The organism is Treponema parvum (assembly GCF_017893965.1).
Lineage (GTDB): Bacteria > Spirochaetota > Spirochaetia > Treponematales > Treponemataceae > Treponema_D > Treponema_D parvum.
This window is the reverse complement of sequence record NZ_CP054142.1, coordinates 1327644-1352813: the sequence shown is the minus strand read 5'-3', so window position 1 is coordinate 1352813 and position 25170 is coordinate 1327644. Positions and strand designations below refer to the sequence as shown.

Annotated in this window: 26 protein-coding genes; 13 read left to right on the top strand and 13 right to left on the bottom strand. The window is 42.9% G+C overall.

Annotated features, from left to right (window positions below; genetic code table 11):
* The first annotated feature begins 1 nt into the window (after nucleotide 1).
* The 3 genes from HRQ91_RS05980 to HRQ91_RS05970 all read left to right on the top strand — a co-directional run bounded on the left by HRQ91_RS05980 (nucleotide 2) and on the right by HRQ91_RS05970 (nucleotide 3159).
* The gene (locus HRQ91_RS05980; protein WP_210118734.1) at nucleotides 2–1285 is read left to right on the top strand and encodes a PTS ascorbate transporter subunit IIC; all 1284 of its coding nucleotides are present in this window, start codon (nucleotides 2–4) and stop codon (nucleotides 1283–1285) included.
* 108 nt (nucleotides 1286–1393) lie between these two features.
* Nucleotides 1394–2200, top strand: coding sequence for a transketolase (locus HRQ91_RS05975; RefSeq protein WP_210118733.1), 807 nt, complete (start codon nucleotides 1394–1396; stop codon nucleotides 2198–2200).
* Nucleotides 2197–3159, top strand: coding sequence for a transketolase family protein (locus HRQ91_RS05970; protein ID WP_210118732.1), 963 nt, complete (start codon nucleotides 2197–2199; stop codon nucleotides 3157–3159). The genes HRQ91_RS05975 and HRQ91_RS05970 overlap by 4 nt, the downstream gene beginning before the upstream one ends.
* A 125-nt stretch (nucleotides 3160–3284) precedes the next feature.
* On the opposite strand, the gene HRQ91_RS05965 is transcribed toward HRQ91_RS05970, so the two are convergent.
* From HRQ91_RS05965 to HRQ91_RS05915, 11 genes are all read right to left on the bottom strand, one after another.
* Nucleotides 3285–4148: an SMP-30/gluconolactonase/LRE family protein gene (locus HRQ91_RS05965; protein WP_210118731.1), complete on the bottom strand. Its 864-nt coding sequence runs from the start codon at nucleotides 4146–4148 to the stop codon at nucleotides 3285–3287.
* A gap of 198 nt (nucleotides 4149–4346) precedes the next feature.
* The gene (locus tag HRQ91_RS05960) at nucleotides 4347–5990 is read right to left on the bottom strand and encodes a hypothetical protein (protein WP_210118730.1); all 1644 of its coding nucleotides are present in this window, start codon (nucleotides 5988–5990) and stop codon (nucleotides 4347–4349) included.
* Between the two features lie 81 nt (nucleotides 5991–6071).
* Complete coding sequence (locus HRQ91_RS05955; protein ID WP_210118729.1) at nucleotides 6072–6833, bottom strand: tetratricopeptide repeat protein; 762 nt, start codon at nucleotides 6831–6833, stop codon at nucleotides 6072–6074.
* Nucleotides 6834–6835: 2 nt separating this feature from the next.
* On the bottom strand, nucleotides 6836–8074 hold the full coding sequence (gene larC / locus HRQ91_RS05950; RefSeq protein ID WP_210118728.1) for a nickel pincer cofactor biosynthesis protein LarC: 1239 nt from the start codon (nucleotides 8072–8074) through the stop codon (nucleotides 6836–6838).
* Between the two features lies 1 nt (nucleotide 8075).
* Nucleotides 8076–8828, bottom strand: coding sequence for a nickel pincer cofactor biosynthesis protein LarB (gene larB / locus HRQ91_RS05945; RefSeq protein ID WP_210118727.1), 753 nt, complete (start codon nucleotides 8826–8828; stop codon nucleotides 8076–8078).
* On the bottom strand, nucleotides 8825–9571 hold the full coding sequence (gene larE / locus HRQ91_RS05940; RefSeq protein WP_210118726.1) for an ATP-dependent sacrificial sulfur transferase LarE: 747 nt from the start codon (nucleotides 9569–9571) through the stop codon (nucleotides 8825–8827). Before larE ends, larB begins: the two co-directional genes overlap by 4 nt.
* Nucleotides 9572–9660: 89 nt before the next feature.
* Nucleotides 9661–9972: a hypothetical protein gene (locus HRQ91_RS05935; protein ID WP_210118725.1), complete on the bottom strand. Its 312-nt coding sequence runs from the start codon at nucleotides 9970–9972 to the stop codon at nucleotides 9661–9663.
* Nucleotides 9973–9975: 3 nt separating this feature from the next.
* On the bottom strand, nucleotides 9976–10389 hold the full coding sequence (locus tag HRQ91_RS05930; protein WP_210118724.1) for a hypothetical protein: 414 nt from the start codon (nucleotides 10387–10389) through the stop codon (nucleotides 9976–9978).
* Nucleotides 10390–10619: 230 nt separating this feature from the next.
* Nucleotides 10620–11015: a DUF3842 family protein gene (locus HRQ91_RS05925; protein WP_210118723.1), complete on the bottom strand. Its 396-nt coding sequence runs from the start codon at nucleotides 11013–11015 to the stop codon at nucleotides 10620–10622.
* A 17-nt stretch (nucleotides 11016–11032) separates the two neighbouring features.
* Entirely contained in the window at nucleotides 11033–11329 is a 297-nt protein-coding gene (locus HRQ91_RS11715; protein ID WP_215905385.1) for a hypothetical protein, read from the bottom strand.
* A gap of 6 nt (nucleotides 11330–11335) precedes the next feature.
* A complete protein-coding gene (locus HRQ91_RS05915; protein WP_246473167.1) occupies nucleotides 11336–12685 on the bottom strand; it encodes a class I SAM-dependent RNA methyltransferase in 1350 nt (449 codons plus the stop codon).
* A 37-nt stretch (nucleotides 12686–12722) separates the two neighbouring features.
* Here HRQ91_RS05915 and HRQ91_RS05910 point away from each other — a divergent pair, with 37 nt between their 5' ends.
* Together HRQ91_RS05910 and pcnB are read left to right on the top strand one after the other, a co-directional pair.
* Nucleotides 12723–13676 carry an alpha/beta hydrolase gene (locus HRQ91_RS05910; RefSeq protein WP_210118722.1) on the top strand — a complete coding sequence of 318 codons (954 nt, stop codon included), beginning with the start codon at nucleotides 12723–12725 and terminating at the stop codon, nucleotides 13674–13676.
* A 42-nt stretch (nucleotides 13677–13718) separates the two neighbouring features.
* A complete protein-coding gene (gene pcnB / locus HRQ91_RS05905; protein ID WP_210118721.1) occupies nucleotides 13719–14837 on the top strand; it encodes a polynucleotide adenylyltransferase PcnB in 1119 nt (372 codons plus the stop codon).
* A 31-nt stretch (nucleotides 14838–14868) separates the two neighbouring features.
* Here pcnB and HRQ91_RS05900 read toward each other — a convergent pair whose 3' ends face one another.
* Nucleotides 14869–15750, bottom strand: a complete 882-nt coding sequence (locus HRQ91_RS05900; protein ID WP_210118720.1) for a hypothetical protein — start codon at nucleotides 15748–15750, stop codon at nucleotides 14869–14871.
* Nucleotides 15751–15756: 6 nt separating this feature from the next.
* Nucleotides 15757–16755 (bottom strand): RluA family pseudouridine synthase, encoded by a 999-nt coding sequence (locus HRQ91_RS05895; protein WP_210118719.1) that lies wholly within the window; start codon nucleotides 16753–16755, stop codon nucleotides 15757–15759.
* A 75-nt stretch (nucleotides 16756–16830) separates the two neighbouring features.
* On the opposite strand from HRQ91_RS05895, the gene HRQ91_RS05890 reads away from it, so the two are divergent.
* The 8 genes from HRQ91_RS05890 (at nucleotide 16831) to HRQ91_RS05855 (ending at nucleotide 24963) form a co-directional block, all read left to right on the top strand.
* Complete coding sequence (locus tag HRQ91_RS05890) at nucleotides 16831–17304, top strand: divergent PAP2 family protein (RefSeq protein WP_210118718.1); 474 nt, start codon at nucleotides 16831–16833, stop codon at nucleotides 17302–17304.
* Nucleotides 17305–17313: 9 nt separating this feature from the next.
* Entirely contained in the window at nucleotides 17314–18687 is a 1374-nt protein-coding gene (locus HRQ91_RS05885; RefSeq protein WP_210118717.1) for a hypothetical protein, read from the top strand.
* Between the two features lie 42 nt (nucleotides 18688–18729).
* Nucleotides 18730–20046: a 4Fe-4S dicluster domain-containing protein gene (locus tag HRQ91_RS05880; protein WP_210118716.1), complete on the top strand. Its 1317-nt coding sequence runs from the start codon at nucleotides 18730–18732 to the stop codon at nucleotides 20044–20046.
* Entirely contained in the window at nucleotides 20043–21191 is a 1149-nt protein-coding gene (locus tag HRQ91_RS05875; RefSeq protein WP_210118715.1) for an RnfABCDGE type electron transport complex subunit D, read from the top strand. The genes HRQ91_RS05880 and HRQ91_RS05875 overlap by 4 nt, the downstream gene beginning before the upstream one ends.
* Nucleotides 21169–21642: a hypothetical protein gene (locus HRQ91_RS05870; protein ID WP_210118714.1), complete on the top strand. Its 474-nt coding sequence runs from the start codon at nucleotides 21169–21171 to the stop codon at nucleotides 21640–21642. Before HRQ91_RS05875 ends, HRQ91_RS05870 begins: the two co-directional genes overlap by 23 nt.
* On the top strand, nucleotides 21639–22268 hold the full coding sequence (locus HRQ91_RS05865) for a hypothetical protein (protein ID WP_210118713.1): 630 nt from the start codon (nucleotides 21639–21641) through the stop codon (nucleotides 22266–22268). Before HRQ91_RS05870 ends, HRQ91_RS05865 begins: the two co-directional genes overlap by 4 nt.
* Nucleotides 22265–22819: a hypothetical protein gene (locus HRQ91_RS05860; protein WP_210118712.1), complete on the top strand. Its 555-nt coding sequence runs from the start codon at nucleotides 22265–22267 to the stop codon at nucleotides 22817–22819. Before HRQ91_RS05865 ends, HRQ91_RS05860 begins: the two co-directional genes overlap by 4 nt.
* A 161-nt stretch (nucleotides 22820–22980) precedes the next feature.
* Nucleotides 22981–24963: an alpha-amylase/4-alpha-glucanotransferase domain-containing protein gene (locus HRQ91_RS05855; protein ID WP_210120683.1), complete on the top strand. Its 1983-nt coding sequence runs from the start codon at nucleotides 22981–22983 to the stop codon at nucleotides 24961–24963.
* Nucleotides 24964–25170 lie beyond the last annotated feature (207 nt).

Genomic DNA, 25170 nt, shown 5'->3' with positions numbered 1-25170 from the left:
TATGGGAACTATTTGGAATCTTGCACGCTTTGTCGTGTTCCAGTTGCTTGGGCAAGCATCATTACTTGTCGGCCTTATGGCCTTGATCGGTTTGTTGTTGCAAAAAAAGTCACCGAGCGCAGTTATTACCGGAACGGTCAAAACAATTGTCGGATTTCTTATTTTCGGTATCGGTGGCGGCGCCGCAGTTGGAGCTCTGGCTAATTTCCAGCAGCTTTTTGCAACAGGGTTTAATCTTCAAGGCGTCCTGCCGCTTGCCGAAGCTATTACCGGTATGGCTCAAAAAAATTTAGGCACTATCATAACTCTTATTATGGTGCTGGGATTTTGCGCCAACTTGCTGATTGCGCGCGTAACAAAATTTAAATTTATATTTCTTACCGGCCAACATAATTTGTTCTTAGCTGCACTTCTATCCGTATCGTTAAAAGCGGTAGGTTTAAGCGATATACTCACTGTAATAATAGGCTCCGTCATACTTGGGTTTGCCGCAGCTATATATCCCGCAATTGCCCATCCTTTTATGAAAAAAGTTACAGGAAGCGATGAACTTGCTATTGGACATTATTGCACCTTAACATACGCGCTTTCCGGCTGGATAGGATCAAAAGTGGGTAACCCTGAAGATAGCACGGAAAAATTAAAATTACCCGGTTGGCTTTCTATTTTTAAAGATTATATCGTATCTATCGCTCTTTCTATCATTATTTTTTACTATATATCCGCCTTTTCAGCCGGTAGAGAAGCTGTGCAAAAAATCGCAGGTGATACTCATTGGTTGTTGTTCCCTCTAATGCAAGGTCTTATGTTTACCGGCGCCGTATATGTAATTATTACCGGTGTGCGCCTAATGTTATCGGAACTCGTGCCGGCATTTGTAGGTATTTCTGAAAAGTTCATTCCCAATGCAAAACCGGCGTTGGATTGCCCTGTGGTTTTTCCTTATGCTCCGACCGCAACAGTTATCGGTTTTATTTCCGCTTATGTTGCCGGATTAATCTGCATGGGTATCTTTTCTCTGTTGGGGACGGCGGTTATCATTCCCGTTGCAATACCTTATTTCTTTATCGGTGCAACTGCAGGAGTTTTCGGTAATGCAACCGGAGGTTGGAAGGGAGCTATTGCCGGCGGTTTTGTAACCGGTATTCTCATTGCCGTAGGCCCTGCTCTTATGTATCCTGTTTTTGCAAAGATGGGTCTTGCCGGATCAGCGTTCCCTGAAACGGACTTTGTCGTAATCGGATTGGTTATTTACTATCTCGGTAAACTTTTCGGAAAGATCTAGGAAATACTGATGAGATATTCCCTTTACGCGAAGGGAAACTGTATCAGTTTATGAAAAATGTGAGGATGCTTAAAAGCAAAGCATCCTCACTTATTTAGAGGTCGATTCATGGATGAGAAAAAAGATTTGCAAGCCGTTGCCGCCAGATGCCGAAGGCGCATTATATCAATGATATACAAAGCAAACGCGGGACACCCCGGCGGTTCTTTATCTATAATGGATATTATTACCGTCATTTTTCAAAAATATATGACAAAAGATAAAAGCGGCAAAGATAAATTTATCTTGTCGAAAGGGCATGCCGTGCCGGCCTTATATGCGATACTTTGTGAAAAAGGTTTGCTCGACGAAGGTCTTTTATCGCAATATAGAGCCGTTGATTCTCCTCTAGAAGGACATCCTTGGACAGTTAAATTGCCGAACGCAATCGATGCTACAACAGGATTACTTGGACAGGGCTTATCCATTGGGATGGGCATGGCGTTGGCAAAAAAACGCAACAAAGATCCTCATCGTGTTTTTGTTGCAGTAGGCGACGGAGAAATTGAAGTCGGTCAATTTTGGGAAGCTGCTATGTTTGCGCCGTCTTTTGAGCTTGAAAATCTTGTGTGCATCATAGATCGCAACGGATTTTCGTCCCATGGAAAGGTTACAGTACCTGAACCCTTGGCAGATAAAATGCAGAGTTTCGGCTGGAATTGCATTAGTATTGACGGGCATGATTTTGACGCTATTATCGAAGCGCTGGATCCTACGCAAACGAAAAAACATCCTAAAAAACCTTTATGTATAATTGCAAAAACGGTCAAAGGCAAGGGAGTTCCCTATATGGAAAACAATCCCGCATGGCATAGCAAAGGTCTGTCCGATGATGAATACAAAAGCGCAATGGCGGCATTGGGAGAAGTAGTATGAACTCGCTGTATACTGAAACGGTTTCACCCAGATCTTTTCTCGGTGATATATGGGTTGAAATCGGTAAAAAAGATCCTCGCATAGTTGTACTGGACTGCGATTTGGCTGCCGCAACAAAAACGGATGCTTTTGCTAAGGCTTATCCCGACAGATTTTTTGAAATGGGAATCGGCGAACAGAACGCCATGAGTGTTTCTGCCGGCCTTGCAGCCGAAGGACTGATTCCTTTTTATGCTAACTTTGCACTCTTTTCCAGCGGAACCTGTTGGACACAGTTGCGTCAAAACTGTTTTTCAAACTTAAATGTAAAGATCGTGGCAACGCACCCGGGCATGGATAACGGGCCTGACGGCGGAACACATCATGCAAATGAAGAAATAGCGCTCACGCGGACAATACCGTGCTTAACAGTGCTGTCGCCTGCCGATCATTTTCAAGTACGCGCCGCCATGCTTCATGCCTTGCAGATACAAGGACCTGTTTACATCAGAGTGCCGCGTGATGAAACACCGGTGCTTCACTCCTCAAACACGCAATTCTCATTCGATAAACTGGAAATGATATGTGACAAAGGTGATGATTTTGCAATCATATATGAAGGCAGTGCCGCCTTACAAGCCTGTGACGGATTTATGCGCTTGGAAGACAAGAAGCTAAAAGGAAAACTTTTGGCTGTTCCGTCATTAAAACCGTTTGACAATATAGGCATCTTAGATATCGCAAAAAAAGTTAAGGCCATCGTTACGGTAGAAAATCATTCAATTTACGGAGGGCTTGGCGGTATTGTTGCGGAAACACTCTGCACTTCGTCAATCCGTTGTCCTGTTGAATATGTCGGCGTCAACGATGTTTTTACCGAATCCGGAAAATCACAGGCAGTGAAATCTAAATTCGGCCTTTCGGCAGAGGCTGTTGAAAAAAAAGTCTTAAGTATTTTGAGGTGCGTTTCAGGCGAATAAAACCTGACATTGGAAACCGGAACAGTAAATAAAACGAATAGTTTTCGGATTAAAAGTCGGAATTCCTGATGAACGCTTGATCGGTGATTTGGCAGAAGCCGCCCTAAAATTATAAAACTCGAAGTTTAGGCTAAATAATCCCTTTTACCTTTAATTGATGTGTCGGTTAAGTAATAACACAAACCGTCTGCTTCTTCGATTTTTTTTAGGTTGCTGAATGCCGATGTTATAAACAATGTGTCCATGTTTTTACCGCCGATAGAAACCGATGAGATGTTCGTAGCCGGCAATTCTATTTTTTCCAGTATTTCACCGGTTTTTGAAATTCGTAAAACGGAGGACCCGCCCCAGCAGGCGCTTATTATGTCGCCGTTATTGTCCAAGCACATACCGTCCGGAACTTGTCCTTCAGGATAATCCGAAATCACTACCTTAGGGTTTGAAATATCACCGGTATCAGGATTATAATTCCACCGTGTGATTGTTGCCGTTGTAGAATCGGTGTGATAAAAAATTTTACAATTATCATCGAATCCCATTCCGTTGCTTATTCCGAGACCGGTAAGAAGCGTTTTTATATTTCCGTCTTTATCGATGGAAATAAGGCGGCCGTTGCTGTTCGATTCTTTTTTTATTCCGGCAAGAATTCTTCCTTTGGAATCGACGATTGCGTCATTGAATCTTTCCCCCGGTTCAAAAGAAAAACTGATGTATGTTTTATCCGACAGAGCATAGTTTTTTCCGTTTTTATATGCATAGATAAGACCCTTTTCCGTCAGAAGTACGATGTTGCTTTTGGAATCGAAAAGGAACGCTCCTATTTGATAATTTGTTTTTAGCACGCATTCCGCCATTTCGCTTTTCAAATCCGTTCTATAAACGGCGCCGTTTACAATATCCGTGTAATAGAACATCTGATCGAATTCATTCCATCTGGAATTTTCTCCCAATTCGCACTGAGGAAATATTTTATTATATTTTTTTACCATTTCGTTATACTCCCGTTTTCAAGTGTTGATTTTTCCACGAGTAACATTTTTTTGCCGTCATTCTCATGGATTTTTTATTCACTTCGATAATAATCGTTTCTCGTCAAAATAGGAAGCGCTCTGACGGCGATGTGTGTGTGTGCGTTTACTGCACGTGGACAGCCTAGTAAATTGGAGAATTTTCCCCGCACACTTTATTTAAGGCTTTAAGTCTGAAATCTTTATAAGAGCTTCCTTTGCCGCTTTATTTATGTTTTTTCCGTAGTGAGGATGCAATAATCCCGAAATAAGATTGCACGATTCGTCCGCGTACTTTTTTCCCATAAAAAGGCTGAGTTTGTATAAGGATTGACAACACGCAACGATTATTGCCTCGTTATTTTCAAACTGACCTGAAGATTCCGTAATTTTTTTTCTTATGGCAAAAAAAAGCTGTCTGTTATTGTCAAAGCCTATATTGCCTGCCGCGTTTATAAGAATTATAAGAAGAGGGCCGGAACGTTCCATGGATATGAGTTCGGCAGTGAGCGACGTAAACGTATCCGTTCCGTATAAACCGAGATTTGAAAATACTGCCGCCAAATACTGAATATCTTTTGTGTATTCCGGCGGTTCGGCGCGAACATTCGTGACTTTTTGTCTTAAAAAAGCCAGATAATTTTCTATAAAACCTTGCAATTCGGATATGTATGTTTCTTCATTTGCACCGTAATATCCTTCGGAAAGTTTTTTTTCGGTTTCAGCCGCAGCAAGGCGTTCGTATTCTTCATATTTTGTGCTCGGGATTTTGTATTTTTTTTCGATTTTTATCGGTTTCTTTTTAGACATTTGGGAAAATCTGTAAAAGACAGTTTCCCATGAATCGGTGCAGTACAGCAAAAAACTTCCGTCCGAAACAAACCTCTCGTCTTTTATGTCCTTTATATCCAAATTTACTTTTTTCATTACCGAATTCGATGAAAATAAAAAAGAAAACAATACGTTGGAATCGGAAAGCACGAGAGAGTCTTTTGTTTGGCCGTCATATGCAAAAAACAAAGAAGACCTCAAAATATCGATGTTGATCAATGGTGGAAGAATACGAGACTCTGTTTCAATGCTTTCATTATCTTCATGAGGGCAAGAAAAGCGCGTAACCGTCCTGTCCGAAAAAAGAACGTAAACGCCGTCTTCGGAATTGCAACTTTTTAAAGGTTTCGCATCAAAAACGAATTTTTCTTTTTCTTTACCGAACCGGCCGATTTTGGTAGCAAAGGCTTTTGTATTCCTATCTCCTTCAAAAAAAATAAGAATGCTTCCGTCCTGCAGCATTTGCGCCGGACACGAACTCTGTTTTGGCGTAAGTATGTACCACTTGCATATTCCGTTTAATCCGTAACAGCCGACATACTGTTCCCCGAATATGAAGAGGCATCCGTCGAAGCCTTCGATTACCGTATTTACGGGAATAAAAGGCAGACCGATCTTTAAAACCGTGTATCCGGATCGGTTTATTATGTGAAGCACGTTGTTTTTATCCGAAAAATATAAAAAGTCGTCCCTTGTGGCGCCGAATAGGGTTTTTGAATTTATTCCTGAAATTTTCTTCTGCCACAGTTCGATTCCGTCTTCGGATACGGCGCAAATTTTGTTTCCGTCGTGTAAAAGCGCAGCTCCGTCGGAAAACAGCACGGGCCTTTTAACCGTCTTTCCGCCGAAGACCTTTGTCCAGGACGGTTTTCTTTTGCAGAGCTCAATCTCCTGCGGCTCGATTTCTTCCGGTGCGGCGCTTTCAAAGCCGGCGGCTGACAAAGCGCTCAAAGCGAAAAAAAACGTAAAAACAAAAAAAACTTTAATTTTCATTTTAACCTAATACGGATTCGAATAGTCGAAGAAGGCTAAACTGCTGTAGTTTAAGCCGTTTATTTTTGCAGATGAACAATATCAAATATTTGTTATCGTCATATCGTTCCATGCTGCAAGGTACGATATGCATGGCCAGGCAGATTCCCGCCGGAACAGTGATTTTATTACTTCTTCCGCTTCTGTCTTTTTGCCGCCGTGTTCCAGATAAACCGCAATACCGTACATTGAAACAACGGCATTTAGATCATTTTTATCCTGTTCTGCCTGCCGTAGCGCTTCTTCGGCAGGTCTTTTCCCGAGAAAAACCTCTACCGCTGATCGATAAGCCGTATGGTGTCCAACCTGCATATCATCACGGTATGTTGCGAGCAGTTTGTCCGGCAGATTTTCGCGCATACAGCAGAGGGCGTTCCAGTAAAGGATTGCGATCTTCATCTCATCCCCACAGGGCAGTACCTTTGCAAAATAGTCTGCCGCTTCCCTGTAATTTCCCTGCAGATAATGCCATACACCAATCGGATATGCGGCAAACTTTTCGTTTCCGCCGAGAGAACGGCTTTTTCCGTAGGCTTTTTTTGCTTCGTCAAAATGCCGCAGAGTCAGATAAGCTCCGCCTAAACTGATATACAGCATTGGATCGTCGGCACGGATTTTCTTCGCCGCACGGTAAGCGTCTATGGCCTCGCGAAAACGGTATTGCCCCGCGAGCAGATTTCCCAGTTTTACCCGGCTCTCATAATCGTCCGATTCCCGCAGCCAGAACATTTCTTCCGTATCTTCGCACAGGCAGGGCGCGTTTCCAAGCTGACTTTCAAGAGAAGCGTACTTCACTTCGCCCATACTTACTTCTCCTGCTTTTTGATATAAGCCGTTACTTCGGCAAGACTCATGTCCTGTTCTCTTGCTATTCGTGCCATGTCTTCATATTCGTATTTTTCTCTTTTTACGCCATAACCGGAAGATATTTTTTTCCGTACTTCTCCCAAATTTGTCCGTACCGTTTCCGTGGTGCGGGAAAGGGTATAGCGGCGGCTGGCGTTTTCACGCACGCCGAGCGTTGTGGTGTGTCGGAAGATCAGTTTCAGCATCTGTTCCTTATCCTTTTCGCGGCACATAACGGAAAGAAGTATACCCGGGCGCGATTTTTTCATTTGTGCAGGAACCGTATACGCTTCCAAAGCTCCCGCTGTAAAAAACTGTTCTTCCGCAAACCCGATCGCTTCCGCCGTCATATCATCCAGATTGCAGCACAGCTCCGTGACCGTATCGCTGGTATCCTCTGTTTCCCCGATCAGAGAGCGCACACAGTTGACAGCGGTAAAATCCTTTTTGCCCATACCGTAACCGATGGCCGTCGTTCTCATTACCGGCATATCACCGAATCTTGTGGCAAAGTATTTCAGCAGTGACGCTCCAGTGGGCGTACACAATTCGCTTTTGATCCCGCCGCCGTATATCGGCACATCCCGCAGGATATATGCGGTTGCCGGCGCAGGAACGGGAAGGATACCGTGCGCGCATTTTACATGACCGCCGCCGACATGAATCGGGGAGACCACAACCTGATCGGGCGACAGACGATCCATTAACATACAAACCGCCGTAACATCCGCAACGGCATCCATCGTTCCGACTTCATGGAAATGGATCTCCGTTACGGGAACGCCGTGGGCATGGCTTTCCGCTTCTGCGATCATGGAATAGACTGCCAGAATATCCGCTTTTACCTTTTCGGATACCGGTAGATCTTCAATGATATGCCCGATCTCATGCATACCGCTGTGATGATGGTGGCGCCCGCCGTCGTGGGAATGCTCGTGGTCATGTTCATGTTCGTGCGAATGACTATGCTTATGGGTGCGCATACCCTCAGATTCTTCCTCGTCGTTGACCTTTACCGTGATGTGCGTGCCCTGGATTCCGCATTTGACGGATGCCTCACTAGTCACCGTGACACCGGGTATCCCAAGGCTGTTCAGAACGGCAAGAAATTCTTCTTTGTCCGGAAGAAGCTCTAGCAAAGCCGCTGTCAGCATATCGCCCGCCGCGCCCATCCCACAGTCCAGATATAATGTTTTCATATTATTTTGTCTCCATGTGGTTGATCATACTTGCCAGATATCCAGCTCCGAAACCGTTGTCGATATTTACGACCGACACCCCGCTGGCACAGGAATTGAGCATAGACAAAAGCGCGGACAGGCCACCAAACGCCGCCCCGTATCCAACGCTTGTGGGAACAGCGATCACGGGGCAATCTGCAAGCCCACCGATCACGCTGGCAAGCGCACCTTCCATACCGGCTATGGCAATAATAACGCTTGCGCTCATGATTTCATCCAGATGGGCAAACAGACGGTGCAGCCCTGCCACACCCACATCGTACAGGCGGACGACCTCGTTGCCGTGCACTTCGGCGGTCAGCGCCGCTTCTTCCGCAACGGGAATATCGCTGGTTCCGCCTGTGGCGACTACGATTTTTCCGATGCCGTCTGCCAGAGGCATCGGCCCGATGATCCCGACACTGGCTTCCGCATGGTAGTCCATTTCATGCATCGCCCCGACCTGCGCCGCCGCTTCCGGGGAAAGTCTTGTGATCAGAATCGTATTCTGCCCACGCTGCTTCATTTTCTCTGCGATTCCGCTAATCTGCTCCGCTGTTTTTCCGGCGCCGTATATAACTTCCGGCATACCCTGGCGGATACCGCGATGCAGATCGATCTTCGCATAACCAATATCCTCAAACGGCTCCTTTTTAATGGCTAAAAGAGCATTGTCCACGGACATTTTGCCATTTTTCACAGCTTCCAGAACGGTTTTGATTTCCGTTTTCATCCCCGCACCTCCAAATCCAGCAGAACAGCAGAATAATACTTTCTCAGCTCCGCAAGGATAATTTCTCTATTTCCAATTACCTTTTCAAGCTGAGTATCGGGAACTTGTATTTTTGCAGCTTCTCCAAACCGCCGTACCCGGAAATCTTTTAGGCCGAGAGAAAATAGAAAATCCTCAGCTATCTCTGTTGCTCTCAATTTTTCTTCGGTAACCATTTCTCCGACGGGAATCCGTGTGGCAAGGCAGGCGTACGCAGGTTTATCCCATGTAAACAGTTTCACTTCTTTGGAAAGCTGTCGAATTGCCGCTTTTGTCAATCCAAATTCTTTAAGCGGAGATAATACGGATAATTCACAAATTGCCCGCATCCCCGGTCGATCTCCCGCATCATCGGAAGCGCTTGTTCCGTCCAGCAGTACCGAAAAACCGTCCTCTGATGCCGCTTTAGCGATTGTTTCAAAAATCATGCGTTTACAGTAATAGCAGCGATCCAACGGATTATCCACAATCTTTTTCGAGGACAAAACATCGGCGGCTAATACCCGCATTGGAATATTCAATTCATTGGCAACTCGCTGGGCATCATTCAGCTCAAACTGCGGCTGAAAAGCAGATTTCACATAGTATGCCCGCACCTCAGCACCGTTCTGCTTTGCAGAATACAGCAGGTATGCGGAATCAACACCGCCGGAAAATGCGATTGCGACTTTCGGGTGCTCTATAAAGAAATCATTCAGTTTCATATTTTAATCCCAGTATAACAAAAGCGGTTCTGTGTTGCATACAGAACCGCTCAGCCATGTCACTTACTTTTTCTTGAATAATGCTGCCTTTACAACTCATGCTCTTGTCGTGTGGCAACACCCTTTGGATCTTTCACCAGCAGAATGACCAGCCAGATGATCAAACCAAGGGCTACAACAGACAAGCCAAGATAAAAATCGTTGAGCATATCCACAGGAGCAGGGGCGAAGTATTCAGCGCCAAGTTCCGCATACTCAAATATCGCATCAACAAGCCACATCAGGGACGCACCCCAGTACAGCCAGCAAAGAGTGCCAACCTTCATTTCACTTTTCGGTGCACCCTTATACCAAATGACCGTAGCAATAATAGCTGCAAAAACCGTTGTCAGTAAAGTCATACTTTATACGCCCTCCTGTGCAAGCTTGGGAGCACGAAGCGCTCTCTTTTCCACAACAGAAGAAACGGCAAGCATACCAACCCATACGGCCGTAACAAGAACAGCCATCATGACGCCTGCACTGCCCATTTCTGCGAGCATTTCAGCGGTTTCTCCGTTTTCGACCGCCGTCAGGAACGGGAAGAACGGAACCACCTCGCCGTGCCACAGATGTTCAAACGCCAGAAGCGCGGAACCGCCCCAGAGCAGCTTATTCAGCCAACCGAGCTTGGTGGAAAATTTGATTTTGGTTGCTTCCTGAACAGAACCGTCAGAAAGAGAGAGTTTTACAGATTCTTCTTTTTCCTTGGACTTGATTACATTTGCAGCGACCGTAGTGACGATAGCTTCCGCAGCCGGAACGAGAAAACATGCCATAATTATGTACCTCCTAAATTTCACAGATGTTTTTACGCCAAAAAAAAAGAAGGCATACCGCTCCTCTGCAGAGGAATCGTATACCTTCTTGTGTATACATAATCTTCATCTGTTTGCTTTGATTATTCTACCACTTGATGCTTCGGCATCATTTCTCAGCTTCCTGCATGAGTATATATATTATATCACTGCATGATCAAAAAAACAAGAGAGAGCATGCGGCTATAATGTCATTTTATTTCTTTCAGTACTTCTTCTATTAGGTTTCCTACAGACAGGTCTGAGATACCGATAACGATATTATCGCAATGATTCACGGGAATCAGAAGCCGCTTTGCCGTACTTTGCCCAATAGCTACCGCCATAGATGGAGTCACTTCTCCAAACATTGCGTCTGCAATAACTATACCAATAGGTCCAATAATTACATCGGCTGTCCGGCATCCAACAATGACTGCATTTTCTCCAGTTGCAGCATGATCAGCGCCTGCTTTCAGCATGGCTGTTGTAGCTGTACTGTTCGTTCCCACCGCCGTAATTTCTATCTGTGGCCGTTCACGTTTAATTGCAGCGACTACTTGTTTTCCGATCCCGCCGCCTTGAGCATCTATTACTAATATTTTCATGTAGTATGTCCTCCAAATTATCGATCAATTACCATTCCAAAATGTTTCAACGCTTCCACGATTGCTGCTTCTTTTTCCGGCGGACACTGCGGCTGTTTGGCATTTTCCTTCTTTGACAATTTATAATTCTGCCCCACATCCAGCCCGTATTTCCGCTTAACCTGCGAGATATACAGAGAAGATACCTTTAATCCAGTCTGCTTCAACACCCGTTCTTTGATCTGCCCGTAGGTAGCTCCCTGCTGGAAGCCGGCGGCTGACAAAGCGCTCAAAGCGAAAAAAAACGTAAAAACAAAAAAAACTTTAATTTTCATTTTAACCTAATACGGATTCAAATAGTCGAAAAAGGCTAAACTCTCGATATGAGACGTTTGAGGATAAAAATCCAGAAGATACAATTTGGAAAGTTTGTATCCTGCCTTCACAAAAAAAGACGCGTCGCGGGCGTGCGTCGCAGGATCGCACGAAAGCGATCGTATACGCAAAGGATGTGTTTTGCAAAGCCATGAAAGAACTTCTCTTTCTATCCCGCTTCTGGGCGGATCTATTACCACAGCGTCAAAGTTCCCTTCGTTTTTTACTATCGCAGAAGCGTGTTCTGACACCCATTTTACGCCGCTTAAACCGTAGGCGGCATGGGGTCTTCCTTTCATGTTTATTTCTGCAAATACCATCGCGTCGCGGTTATGCTCTACCATAGTGACTTTTTTAAACCTGTCGGCAAGGAACACCGAAAAAGTTCCCGCTCCGCTGTACATGTCGAGAACATTTTTTCCCGAAAGATCCGAACATAAAATATCTATCGTCTTTTCTAAAACGCTGACGTTGGATTGGAAAAAGCCCCGTATATCGAAGACTATTTTTTTTCCTGAAATGACGACGGTCGCAATATTGGAATGATTTAATATCGTCCCTGAAAAAAAATTATTTACGGCCTTTTTTTTCTTTTTTGACGTCTTGGGCGCCGCCCCGCAAAAATTATTTGCAGCGCCGCCTGCGCCGCCGGAAGAAGGAATAAGTTCCGGAGATTCGATCAGCAAGCGGGGAAATCTTCGAGCGAATGCGTTTAACCCAGTTTTTGAAAGACATGGGGAGGAGGGAGAGACCGTAGCCGCTTTAGGCGATGAATCAGGCTTATCGACTACGCAACTTCCGCCGAATACGTGAATCCTTCCTTTAGGTCTTTGCTCTTGGGGTACGGCGTTAAGCCATTCGTTTATCTCGTCGCTCGCTATAAGACAGCTGTCGATCGGGACTACCGTATTCGATTGACGCATGGAAAGTCCTCCGTCGTGAAATTGGAAGCGGCAGCGATACCCGCCGTCTTTATCGTATAAGGCAATTATTTCGGGTGTTTCAATTTTTTCGCGCTTAAAGCAGGATTTAAGCATATCCGACCGCAGTTGACGCTGAAAGGAGCTTTCTATGTGCATCATATTGCAGCCGCCGCAAATTTCATAAAATTTGCAGGGAGGTTTTATTCTGTGCGCGGAGCTTTCAAGAATATCTACTATTTTTGCAGTTTCATAGTCGCGTTTACAAGACACTGTCTCTATTTTCAGTTTTTCACCGGGAACGGCAAAAGGGACGAATATCGTTTTTCCGTCGATTTGCCCTATACAGTCTCCGCCTAAAACCATTTCTCGGGTTATAATATTATGTGACGACATCGCTATATATTACCAAATAATCGGACAAAGAGGGAGTATGCAAAAAGAAACTTTTTTTCAAACCATGCGCGACGGCGCCAAAGTTTCGGTCATAAGGTGGATACCCGAGTGTGAACCTAAAGACATACGCGGGCTTTTTCAGATAAGCCACGGTATGGTGGACCACGCTCTTCGATATGAAGTTCTCGCTCAATTTATGACGGAAAACGGTTATGTTTGCTCTGCCCACGATCACAGAGGGCACGGTAAAACAGGCGAAAAAGCTCAAAACGAAAACAGAGGAAAATTAGGCTTTGTTGCGGAAAAGGACGGCTTTACGGCAGTAGTTGAAGACCTTCGCGAAGTGATCGAAAAATTTAAGAGAGACTACCCGGAAAAAGAAATAATTTTGTTCGCACATTCGTTCGGTTCCTTTGTAGGTCAGGCATTCATTGAAAAATACGGAAGCATCATACAAAAATGCGTTTTATGCGGAACGGCTTTCCCTTCTGCAAAACTTATTTACACGGGACTTTTTTTTGTGGGAACGGCGAAAAATTTGTTCGGCGCAAAAGAATGCGTCCCGTTCGTGAATATGCTGTTTTTTAAAATGAACAATAAAAAAATAAAAAGACCTTTGAGTCCGCATTCTTGGATATCGAGAGATGAAAATGAAGTTGAAAAATACGATCGCGATCCGTTTTGTAATTTCATGCCGACTCTCGGTTTTTTTTACGATCTGCTTTGGGGATTAAATTTCGTCCGAAAACAAAAAAACATAAACTCTATTCCTTGTACTATGCCGATACTTTTTATTTCAGGGGAAGAAGATCCTGTAGGTTCATACTCTTCGGCGGTAAAAAAACTTTATAAAATTTACAAAGCAAGCGGTAAAAGGAATGTTTCCATAAAGATTTATAAAGGATGCAGACACGAGCTTATAAATGAAATAAACCGCAGAGACGTTTTCAGAGATCTTCTTTTTTGGATAAAAGCCGGCGAGGTTAAATAAGCCTATTGACTATGTCTTTAAAGAGTAGGTAAATTAATAAGCGTGTTAATCCGATATTCTGCAGACGAAAACGGCCGGCCTGTAAAAAAAGCCGTAATCTACACAAAAAACGAACATAAAATACAGCTTTCAAAAATAGATCCGGATGCGCTGTATATCCTTGAGCGTTTAAAAGACTCGGGCTTTTCAAGTTATATAGTCGGCGGCGCCGTGCGTGATCTCATATTGGATCGCACTCCGAAAGACTTCGACATAGTCACCGACGCAACTCCTTCGCGCATAAAAAAAATCTTCCGTAATTCAAGGATAATCGGCCGACGTTTCAGATTAGTGCATGTTTTTTTTGAAGATAAGATTTTTGAAGTAAGCACATTCCGTTCAATAATAGACGGTTCTGTCGGAAACAGTTTCGGAACTATGGACGAAGACGTAAAACGGCGGGATTTTTCACTGAACGCTTTGTATTACGATCCTTTTACGGAACACGTCATAGATTATGTGAACGGCGTTCGGGACATAAAAAAACATATCATTAGACCCGTAATAAAAATCGACAGAATCTTTGTCGAAGATCCCGTCAGAATGATTCGCGCGATAAAGTATTCCGCCGCTACCGGCTGCCGCCTTCCTTTTTCCCTTAAACGAAAAATTCTAAAATCGGCACATCTTCTTTCGTCGGTGTCGCCATCAAGGCTTACGGAAGAGCTTCAAAAAATAATAGGCAGCGGACATTCGTTTGAAATTGTCTCAAAAGCTCTTCAAACCGACTTGTACATGTATTTACAGCCGTCCGCAACGGCAATAATGTACGCAAGGCCTGATTTTGAAAAAAAGTATCTTCAAAGTCTTAAAAAACTTGACGAAACCATTGCCCGCGACGCGGACATAAGGCTCGGGCGCAAATTGTTTTATTTGATCTACGATTTTATTTACGAGCTTACCGACTGGAAAAAAGAGGCTGATCTTCATCCCTCCGCGAGCGAATTATACGCCTTAACATGGACGGAATGCAGAAATTTTGTTCTGCCGATGAATCCTCAGAGAACCGAACTCGAATTTGCGATAAAGGAAGTTTTAAAAACACTCGGAATTTCAATGCAGCCGCCTAAAAAGAGGAAACAGAAAAAAACTTCGGCGCAGATAACGCCAAATCGGCGATAAGACCTGAAGAATTTTTCGGAGCTTTCGTTGCTTATATGTTTTCCGTTCCCGTGATTTTATCGATAATTATGCTTACTTCTTCTACCAAGATGCCTGTGTAGCGCTCTATATTGTCTATAACGTATTGCTGCAGAGCGTGGATCTTTCCTGTAAGCTGATTACCGAACGGAACGTCTATCGTTATTATAAATCTGTAACCGCGGCTGTCGGTTTTTATCGTAAATTTTTTTACACGGATCTTAGGATCGCATTCGGAAACGCAATGCATTGCCATCTGCGTCAACGCCGCTTCGGATATGCTTATCCTGCCTTTTTTTGAAAATTCCGGACGGACGACGGATTTTTCAAAAGGCTGCAAGGCGGAATCTTCTTTTTTATGAAATATATTTTTACGGTTAAAAAACACCTTGATAGAGTTATAAAATATCTGCGGATAATTGCGTTTTATTTCTATGGCGGGAACGGGGATAATGTGTTTGCCTTCTATCTGCCTTGAACGGATCGCCTTTTCAATCTCTTCGCGCGATGCGATGTCCTCGATCTTTATGATCTTTGAAGGAGGGGGAAGCTGCAGTCTCGTCGCTATTTTGATGACCATCTTTTCGGAGGTTCCCAAAAGCAGAATCTTTTTTATGCGCAGTTTGTGCAGCATTTTAGCTATTTCATCGCGGTGCTCTTTGTCGTCAAACAAGGCGACCCGCACGGCGCCCATATAAGTCTTTTCTCTTTTAGCCGAATGTCCCGCCAAGATTTTGTCGTCTTGAATTAGAAGTCCGTCGTCAATGATGGCAGTAAGCCCGTATTTTTGGGCAAGCAATTTGGCGCGAAAACTTTTTCCGGTTCCGCTTTCTCCCACAAGGGCGTATACCGTTATTCCTGTAAATTTTTGAAAAAAATCACTGAGCGACTTCATAGTTAGTTAGATTATATTAATACGGAGAGGACTTATCAAGGTTTTACTTAACATTTTTTCAAATTTTGTCGGAATAAATGCGATTAGTTTTTTGGGAACGGATAATGGATTGTTTTCAGGAATTAGCAGGGCGTAGGAATGCAGATAAAAATCCCTGTCGGCCGTTATTTTTTTTCCTCCGTAAGCCGTATCGCCTAAAAGCGGAAATCCGTGAAAGGCGGCCTGGCTCCTTATTTGATGTGTCCTTCCGGTTTCTATCGTTATCTTTGCAAGCGTTATGTCAAGATTTTCATAAATCCCGTAATATAGCGGCTCCGCTTTTGTGACGGCCGCCTTGCCGGCTTCGGTTTTATCGCTCACGATGTTTACGGTGTGAAAGTTTTTGTCGTTATCCGTTTTTTTTACAATGCTGTCATGCCAAAACACCGGCTCATCAAGTCTGCCCTGTAAAAGCGCCAAATATATCTTTTTGATCGCGTTATGCTTAAACGCGCTTGAAAACCACTGAGCTCCTTTAAGATTTTGGGAAAAAATTAGTACTCCCGTCGTTTTTCTGTCAAGCCTGTGTAGGGGACCGGGAATAAACGAGAGAGAAGAACTGCCGTCTTTTGTTTTTTCTTCCCCTTTCCAAATACTGACGATTTGATCGGAAAGAGAATTTTTGCCTTGCACGGAAACGTCGTAGGGTTTGTTTATCACAATTATAGCTTCATTTTTAAAAATAGTATTCTCTTTTGAAAATGCAGGGTAGCGCTCTTTAGGCGGGAAACGTCCGGCGCTCTCGTCAAAGCTTACGGCAGGAGCCAACGAGGATGCGATAAAAAGCGCGTCGTTTTCCCGCACACGGTAGGAAGGACTTACCGTCTTTTTATTTACTTTTATAAATCCGTTTCTTATAGACTTATAAAGAATGGAAAGAGATTCTTCGCTTAAAAACTTTCTTACTATTCTATCAAGGCGTCTGCCTTCGTCGTCTTTGCCGCAATAAAAAGTTTTAAAGTCCATATTTTTATTATAGTGATAAAAATAAATACCCGCTACTAGACAAAACTTTCCCTGTCGGTAAAATAAATAGTTGCTATGTATACCGGTGAAAAACTATATTTTCTTTTTTCCAACCCGATCGTGATAGCCTGTGTTTTCAGCTGGTTTTGTGCTCAATTCATAAAAACCGTCATAAAATTGTTTTACGGCCAGATACATTCGTTTAAGCAGCTTTTTGAACTTTTGCTTTGGCGCACGGGCGGTATGCCGTCGAGCCATTCGGCGCTGGTAGCATGCCTTTCCACAGCTATAGCGTACAGATCCGGCGTCGATTCCGATATATTTATTCTTTCGCTTTGTTTTTTTCTTGTAACGATACGGGATGCCGTAGGGGTAAGGCGGGCTAACGGAATTCAGGCGAAACGGTTAAACGAGATCATTAAGATAATGAATGAAAAAAAATTGTCGAATTTTAAACCGATAAAAGAAGTTCAGGGACATTCGCCTATGGAAGTCTTTGTAGGTTGCCTTTTGGGTTTTTTTATCGGCACCGCCTTCAGTGTACTGTGATCCTAAAATATGCGGATAAAAAAGAATATCGTAATTTCATTTACAATTGTTTTTCTAAGCCTTGTCGCCTTGTTCGCTTTTCGCCGCGTGAGTCATAAAAAATTATGGACGGGTTATCAAACGCTTGCAGTTGCAAAAACCGTGGCCGAAGAAGACGTCCTTCAAGTTTTAAATAATTCAGGTTGCAGCTCCGTCGTGTCGCTGTCGTCGCAGTCACAAATGCAATCTTCACCTTACAGTCCCGTACAAAAAAAAGCGCAAACTCCGTCGTATTCGGAAAGACAAAAAGAATTTTTCTTCGATAAAAAAGGTGATTTTCAGCTTTATTATATACCCGAACGATATTCCTCTTCGACAGAAAAAGCGTTCAGAACGCTGAATCGGGATTACAATGCGGATTTGTATCTTGACTCGAAGGCTGACTTCCCGAAAATTCCGCTCGTTGTGTGCTTTATTTTTGCTTCGGTTTTGTGTTTTTTTTCAAAATCGCGGCTGTTTTTTTTTGTAACGGCCATTTTCCCGATTTTGTTTGCTCTGAGCAGGCCTTCGCTCTCGCGTATCGGAGCCGTATGTCTTTTGCTTTACGGGCTCTACGTATTACAGGATCTTCGCCGAAGAAATGAAAGTCTTTACGTGTTTTTGCACAGCCGATATGCTGTTTTATTTATGATCTTGCCGATCGTTTTGTGCTTTTTTTCTTCTTTTTCAAGCGGAATCATATTTATTGTAGCTTTATCGGCTTCGTTTGCCGCAGAAAATTTGTTACACGATTATGAAAATTATCGCGCAAAAAAGTCGGCATTCAGCATGGTGTTGATATTGCCGTCTCAGTTTATAAGATTGACAACCCGTAAAACCGTATTATTTATGTATTTTTGTGCGCTGAGCACGGGACTTTTTCTAGTTCTGTCCATCTTTTCATCTAGGTTTTTGTCCTCAAAAGGTTCAAAAGACTTGTTGCTTCCCGCTCCGGCGCGGTATAATAACAAAACTTCGATTATTTCGTTGACGGACTATGTTGTGTCCGATTGGTACGCCCAGACATATCCGTATCGATCTTTGCACGACGAGGTTTCTGCATCAGGAACTGTCAGGTTAGGAGACGCTGTAATTATTCCTCGTTATGAAAGAGACGGAAACGTCATAAGAGAGAGAAACGAAGTTGTTTTCCGCTTTGATAAGGCATTTATAGATTCGACGGTTAAAAATATTGACGGCTTGCCGGATACGGCATTGGAAAAAATTTTGAAAAAACAAGGAAAGGCAGATGCGGCCGTGTATTCTTTATCGGGCGGAAACGGCTTTAGTGATTTTATTATTCTGTTGATAGAATTCATGATTTCTCCGGCCGTGTTGATTTTTTTTATATTAAGGAAACACTGATTAATTCGCATTCGAATTAATCAGTGCTAAGTACATAAAAAAATGATAAAACTGCAAAAAATAAATGAAGAAATTTCTTACCAAGCCATAGACTCTTTTTTACCGCGCGTAGTGACCGTTCCGATCGATACGGAAAGATCGGGCAATTATAAATTGCTTGTTTCGGAAGGAGACCGCGTAAGGGAAGGGCAGGTTATCGCGCGCAGCCAGGATCCGCTTGAACCTTTGGCTGCACAAATTCATTCGCCCATACCCGGTATTGTAACGGGATTTTCTTCCGTACCGCTTTTCGACGGCAAAAAAAGCGACGCCGTGCTTATTATGCTCGAAGGGAAATTTTCTTACCGCGGTAAAAAATCAAGACCGAATAAGTGGTCGGATATTTCTCCTTCCGAAATAGTTGAAATGATCTCCTATTACGGCGTGATAAACACTTTTTTCATAAACAAACCTTTTTCGCTTGCAACCCAGATAAAAACGAAAAAAAAAGAAGCTTCAAATGTTCTTGTAGTAAGACTTTTTGACGAAGATCCGTACCGCTGTACCGATTCCTTTCTCACCAACACCGGCTTTGACAGAATAAAAAAAGGAGCCGCTATCCTTGCCTATGCTATGAACGCTTCGGGCATTGTCTTTGCGTATAACGACGCCTTACCCAGCCCCGAAAACACCGCCGAAGAAACCGAAAATCACGATATTTTTAATTCAATTCCCGTAAAATATGTCGGCGTCGATTGTACGGATTATCCGGCGGGCTTTCAGCGCATACTTATTGAAACCGTACTAAAAAAACTTCAAGCCGATGAAATTTTTTCAAAAATAAATATTTACGATCTGCTCGTCGACAGCGTTACGCTGATTCATCTGTATGAGGCGATAGAGCTTCACAGACCCGTCATAAATCAATACGTATACGTTTACGGCGACTGTCTCAAAGTTTCGGGAATATTGAGGCTCCCGTTAGGGTCGACGATAGATTTTTTATCGGCGCAATGCGGAGGATTTTTAAAGAAGCCTTCAAAAATAATCATAAACGGGCAGCTCACCGGTTATCTTGCGCCAGAAAGATCCGTGCCCATAACAAAAAATGTAAAGTCCGTCGCATTCTCGTCATCCTACAAATTTCCGTTTTTTACTCCGAACGAATGCGTGCGCTGCGGAAAATGCCGCTCCGTTTGCCCTTCAGGGCTGAGCCCCGATCTTTTGTTCAATCAAATGCTTAACGACATTCATAAAATGGAAGCGGGCTTATTGAAAGCCTCAAGTTTATGCATGGGCTGTACCTTGTGTAATGCCGTGTGTTCTTCCAGATTGCCTTTGAGTCAGGCGATAGAGACCCTTAAGGAGTCGCAGTCATGAAAAAAGATTTATTAAATGATCTGAACATACCTTCTTTGATAAAAGACAATTTTAAGTTAAGATCTTTCGTTCATTTTTCATGTTCTTCAAGCGATACCGTATCCGCGTTTTTATTGTTTTTGATCCCGCAAATTGTAATGCTGTGGTTATCAGGAACCGTGTCGTCGCTGTATGTTATACTTTCTTCTGTCATCGGAAGTCTGTCTGCCGAAAGCATAAATTCCATGCTGTCAAAGAAAAAAATCTTTGTAGTTTTGTCGCTCGTTCAGGGGATCATCATAGGCTTGCTTTTGCCGTCCGGATATCCTGTGATTTCGGTTTTTTTTCTTACATTATTTTCTCTTTTGATTTTTAAATATGCCTTCGGAGGCTTTTCGCATCCGTGGATAAATCCTGCTGCAGTGACGGTTGCATTGGCATGGATTTTTAACATTTCGGCATTTCCTTCTTTTCTAGTCACGGGTGAAAATCTTTTTTCGCACAATCCGTCTCTTATCTTGATTCAAAACGGTCAAATTCCCGTTTTACCGTTTGATACGAAGATTACTCTGTTTCTTAATGAAAAAATTTTCAACGTCTTCGGGCTTTCGATTCCCGAAGGATATATATCTTTACTTTGGGATTCAAATTCCGTAATACCGGCGTTCAGATTTAATCTTATCACATTGATAACTTCCGCAGTGTTTTTTGCCTTCGATTTTGTTTCCGGTATCATTCCCGCATGTCACATCGTCGTATATGGGCTTTTGGTTTATTTTGTTTCTTCCGTCGCATACGGCGGTATGCCCGGTTCAGGCGATGTAATACTGGCGCTTATGTCAAGCGGAACTCTGTTCACGTCGATATTCCTTTTAAGCTGGTTCGGAACCGCCCCTGCTTCCCGTACCGGAAAAATTTTTTACGGAATTTCAGCCGGTATGATAGCCTTTTTTATCGTAGGCTGCGGAACGTCCCCTGCGGGATCCGTTTTTACTGTGATTTTGGCAAACACGGTTTCTCTTTTTTATCAGCAGGCTGAAGATTTTTTTGCAAAAAGAAAAATGGAGCTCCTTTCAGAAAAAGAAATTATTGTTTTCACCGGTAACGACAGATTTCGAAAGACGATTTTAAAAAAGGATTTGAATGATGGATCAAATAAAACATAAAAACATAAAAAAGATCGGCTTAGGCTTCGGAATTTTATTTTTTTTATTTTCGGTAATGATTCTTCTAATGTCGCTGGCAAAAAATCCTTGGAACAAGGGACTGCAAAAAGCCGTAAGTCAAGTTTTAGAAACTCATTATCCCAATACTTATAAAATTCAAAGACAATACGCTATACGGTCGGGTTTTTATGCAGGCGGCGCAGCTTTTAAATTGACAGATAAGAACAACGCGGATGCAGGTTACGCCGTGATTATGGGTATCACGACTATGTACGGACAATATCCTGCGGTTTTTATGCGTTCTTCGGACGGAAAAACGTCTTTTGTTGATTTTTTGTGCCTTCCGCCCGATCTTTCAAAGAGACTTGCCGCTATTTCAAAAAACTCTTCGATTTCCTATTGGCTGGAAAAAAATCCTGAAATACTGGGCATTACAGGACGGCAAAGATGACAGATAAAAAACTTTTGATTTGCACGGCAGCCTTGCTTGCGATTTTGATTCCCGCGCCCGGCCGGTTAGCCTACGGTATCATATTCATAATTACATTTAATTTTATTTTTTTATTTTATATTTTGCTTAATTTTTTACTTAAAAAACTTGATATCTGTTCGTATTCACATATTATAATGCCTTTGGCTCTCGTATCATTTGTAACATGCGAAAGATTCGTATTGATGATGCTTGTACCCGTAATAGCTTTGCAACTCGGTCTCCTTCCTTATATACAGGCATTTTCGGCGTATATGCTTTATGTGCTGCACAGGCCTGAAGGGCTTTCGATCAAGGCGGATTTAAAATCAAATCTGCGCGTCGCCGGTTATTTTTCTGCAGTAACATTTTGCTTTTCTTTTATCCGCGACGTTTTGGGCTTCGGAACTTTGAGCTTACCGTCCTCGCTGGGCGTACATTCGTTTCAGCTTATCCCTGCAGTTTCCGTATTACCTGTCATGAATTTCTTTGCGTCGATCCCCGGCGCCGCAATACTTTCTTCCGTCATTCTGAGTTTTATACCTTATCTTAGAAAAAATAAAGAAAAAACGATATTTGCGGACGACGAATCCTCGGAGGGAAAATGAACGGTTTTTTCTATTATCTTTTGATTTCTTCCGCTGTATTGGTCTACGGAATAGGTTTTGACCGGCTGCTTTTCATAAATAAAAGGATCAAGCCGCTTGCATATGATTTTCTTAAAATATTTGTAAGCGTCGAGCTTACGACAATTTTATCGAAAATTTTTACGGACACTGTGCTTTTCCGCCTGTCCATGTGTGAATTATTTCCGTTTTTCACGCTTTTAATTTACTTTATCATGCTTACGGGTTTTAATCTTTTATTCTACAAAAAGCTTTACGTATCCTGCAAGGAATTTCCTCTCGTTTTTCTTTTTTCATTACTTTCAATCTATGAAAGCTCAAGCGTATTAGGTTCCGCCGTAATAGGCGCGGCTTGCGTTTTTTCATTTTCCATCATACATTTGCTGATCGTATCTTTAAAAAAACGTTTCTCTTTTTTTAAGCCTCCGGTAAATATCGATACGATAAGCCTTTTTTACATAAACATGGCGATTATTCTCATCGCCGTTTCCGCTTGGAATATTTCGTGGTTAAATCCTGAAGTGTTTTTATAGAAAGGGGTAGGGCGGTTGAAAAAAGCGCTTATCCCTCGCTCGGATCCGTACGGCGGTGGCCGCTCTGCCATATTGACTTGCTCTATTTTTGCGCTTGCCGTCTTGCAGATTATATAATAGAATAAAGGCTATCGCAGGATTTACGACTTTTTTAAATTTTTATGGATAAAATAAGTATATGTTTTGTATTATCTTCAGATCATTCTCAGGCGGAAGTTTCAGATAATTTTCTAAAAAACTATAAGCTCATATACAAACCCCTCGTATCCTTTTTATACACGCATCCGGAATGTAAAATTACATTTTCATTTACGGGCGAACAAATTTCCTGGTACAAAAAAAATTATCCCGAATTTTTAAAACTGGTCGGAGAATTGAGCGGACGCAAACAGGTTGAAGTTTTAGGCGGCGGATATTACGATCCTGTTTTTCCATTGCTGTATCCCGTAGACAGGGCGGGGCAGATAGAGCTTTTGTCTTCCGAAATAAGAAAGACCATAGGCAAACGGCCTAGAGGATTACAGGTTTGTGCGAGCAGTTGGGATCCTTCGCTCGTTTCAGGTTTTCAAGTTTGCGGAATGGAATATGTGATTCTCGACAGCTCTCTCATTCCGTCTTCAAAACAGTATTATTTGCCTATCATAGCTGCGGACAAGGGAAAAACCCTGTGTATTCTTTCGAATTTTAAAGATTTTATTCCCGATGCGGATCTTTCTCCGGCCTTATACATAAAAAACATGGTGGCGACGATAAAAAAAAATACCAAAGACGAACTTTTCAGCGAAGACGAAGCGGATGAAAAGGACAGAATTGTTCCTGTAGTCCTGAGAAAGCGTTTACTGGCGGAACTTTTAAAAAACGACTGGTTTGAAAATTTTCTCGATGAAATAAAAAACACCGAATCAGTGCAGTTGTCGCTTCCGCTGAACTGCCGCAGAAACGCCAAAACTTTTATTCCCGCATACATACCGGCTGGCATAAGCGAAGAATTCTCCCTGTTGTCTTCAATTCCTTTTTTAACCGTAAACAATAAAAAAAAGACCGCCGCTACTATTTATGATTTTTTACGCACATATCCAAGACAGCAGGCGCTTTATAACAGAATGCTTTACGTAAGCATGCTTTTAAATCAGTCTCACGGCGACAAAATGCGAAAAAAACTTGCACGCGAAAAACTGTGGGAGTCCCAGAACGGCAAAACCTTCATATGTTGTCCTGAAAGCATAAGTAACAATGCCAGACGGCGCCTTGTTGCGTATAAAAATCTCGCCGAAGCGGAAAAACTTCTGCGCGACTCTTCCGATTTTCGCGAATCGATTACGAATTTCGATTATAACTGCGACGGAATTAACGAATATCTTTGCCAGATGAAGCAGTATAACGCCTGCATAGGGTTGTATGGCGGCTCCGTTTTCGAATTCAATATTATGAAAAACACCGGCAACTATGCGGACAATTTGAGCCGCATAGAAAGGTTTGACGGATATTCCGACAAATACGAACGGGGATTTTTTATAGACAGCCTCTTTGACGGCGATGAATTCGACCTTTACAAAAAACACCGCCCGACAGGGGGAGGACTCTTTCCCTCAAAAAAATACGACCAGCTGAGCTTCGGCAGCAAAAGGAATGAGATCCGTCTTAAAGCTTCAGGACTGTTTTCCGCCATGAAACAGCCGGTCAGCCTTTTAAAAAACTATTTTATGACAAGCAGCGGCATGATGGTTCAATACATATTGAAAAATGAAAGCCAAAGCCCTCTTTTTGCAAAATTCGTAGTCGAGTCAAATTTCGCCCGCCCGGACGAAACCTTCAGATACAGCCTTAAAGTTGTTTCAAAGGCGGTTAGCAAAGATCTTGACGCCTCGGCGGAAGACACTCGGCTTATAAACAATGTGTCCGTAGTTCAGACTACGGATTTGACAAACGACATCTCTTTTATATTCGAGCCGAACGAAAACGCTACCTTGTCGTATTCTCAAATATCCTTTATGCGCCCCGATGCGAGCGGAGACAATGTGAAAGCGGGAATGACGCTGACTGAGGCTTTTTGCTGGGACATAAAACTTGATGCGGGAATGGAAACTGAAAAGACGATAAATTTCAGCATTGTTCCCAGAAAGAAAAAAGGTGAAAATTCTTAGGATCGAGATTTAGGCTATCGAAGCGGCGGCATCTTAATACGCGAGGTCGCGCTGTCGACAGACTCGGCAGCTCACAATAATCCGGCGCGGCGATTGCGGTTGCCCGGCGACAAAATGAACTGTTTTGAACCGAATTGATTATTTTTGAATATTTATTTTGCAATACGCTTCGATTGGTGTTATAATTAATACAGAATGTATAGTAGG

Coding starts and splice junctions, on each gene's coding strand:
- HRQ91_RS05980 (WP_210118734.1), top strand. CDS start 2: ATGGGAACTATTTGGAATCTTGCACGCTTTGTCGTGTTCCAGTTGCTT.
- HRQ91_RS05975 (WP_210118733.1), top strand. CDS start 1,394: ATGGATGAGAAAAAAGATTTGCAAGCCGTTGCCGCCAGATGCCGAAGG.
- HRQ91_RS05970 (WP_210118732.1), top strand. CDS start 2,197: ATGAACTCGCTGTATACTGAAACGGTTTCACCCAGATCTTTTCTCGGT.
- HRQ91_RS05965 (WP_210118731.1), bottom strand. CDS start 4,148: ATGGTAAAAAAATATAATAAAATATTTCCTCAGTGCGAATTGGGAGAA.
- HRQ91_RS05960 (WP_210118730.1), bottom strand. CDS start 5,990: ATGAAAATTAAAGTTTTTTTTGTTTTTACGTTTTTTTTCGCTTTGAGC.
- HRQ91_RS05955 (WP_210118729.1), bottom strand. CDS start 6,833: ATGGGCGAAGTGAAGTACGCTTCTCTTGAAAGTCAGCTTGGAAACGCG.
- larC (WP_210118728.1), bottom strand. CDS start 8,074: ATGAAAACATTATATCTGGACTGTGGGATGGGCGCGGCGGGCGATATG.
- larB (WP_210118727.1), bottom strand. CDS start 8,828: ATGAAAACGGAAATCAAAACCGTTCTGGAAGCTGTGAAAAATGGCAAA.
- larE (WP_210118726.1), bottom strand. CDS start 9,571: ATGAAACTGAATGATTTCTTTATAGAGCACCCGAAAGTCGCAATCGCA.
- HRQ91_RS05935 (WP_210118725.1), bottom strand. CDS start 9,972: ATGACTTTACTGACAACGGTTTTTGCAGCTATTATTGCTACGGTCATT.
- HRQ91_RS05930 (WP_210118724.1), bottom strand. CDS start 10,389: ATGGCATGTTTTCTCGTTCCGGCTGCGGAAGCTATCGTCACTACGGTC.
- HRQ91_RS05925 (WP_210118723.1), bottom strand. CDS start 11,015: ATGAAAATATTAGTAATAGATGCTCAAGGCGGCGGGATCGGAAAACAA.
- HRQ91_RS11715 (WP_215905385.1), bottom strand. CDS start 11,329: ATGAAAATTAAAGTTTTTTTTGTTTTTACGTTTTTTTTCGCTTTGAGC.
- HRQ91_RS05915 (WP_246473167.1), bottom strand. CDS start 12,685: ATGTCGTCACATAATATTATAACCCGAGAAATGGTTTTAGGCGGAGAC.
- HRQ91_RS05910 (WP_210118722.1), top strand. CDS start 12,723: ATGCAAAAAGAAACTTTTTTTCAAACCATGCGCGACGGCGCCAAAGTT.
- HRQ91_RS05900 (WP_210118720.1), bottom strand. CDS start 15,750: ATGAAGTCGCTCAGTGATTTTTTTCAAAAATTTACAGGAATAACGGTA.
- HRQ91_RS05895 (WP_210118719.1), bottom strand. CDS start 16,755: ATGGACTTTAAAACTTTTTATTGCGGCAAAGACGACGAAGGCAGACGC.
- HRQ91_RS05890 (WP_210118718.1), top strand. CDS start 16,831: ATGTATACCGGTGAAAAACTATATTTTCTTTTTTCCAACCCGATCGTG.
- HRQ91_RS05885 (WP_210118717.1), top strand. CDS start 17,314: ATGCGGATAAAAAAGAATATCGTAATTTCATTTACAATTGTTTTTCTA.
- HRQ91_RS05880 (WP_210118716.1), top strand. CDS start 18,730: ATGATAAAACTGCAAAAAATAAATGAAGAAATTTCTTACCAAGCCATA.
- HRQ91_RS05875 (WP_210118715.1), top strand. CDS start 20,043: ATGAAAAAAGATTTATTAAATGATCTGAACATACCTTCTTTGATAAAA.
- HRQ91_RS05870 (WP_210118714.1), top strand. CDS start 21,169: ATGATGGATCAAATAAAACATAAAAACATAAAAAAGATCGGCTTAGGC.
- HRQ91_RS05865 (WP_210118713.1), top strand. CDS start 21,639: ATGACAGATAAAAAACTTTTGATTTGCACGGCAGCCTTGCTTGCGATT.
- HRQ91_RS05860 (WP_210118712.1), top strand. CDS start 22,265: ATGAACGGTTTTTTCTATTATCTTTTGATTTCTTCCGCTGTATTGGTC.
- HRQ91_RS05855 (WP_210120683.1), top strand. CDS start 22,981: ATGGATAAAATAAGTATATGTTTTGTATTATCTTCAGATCATTCTCAG.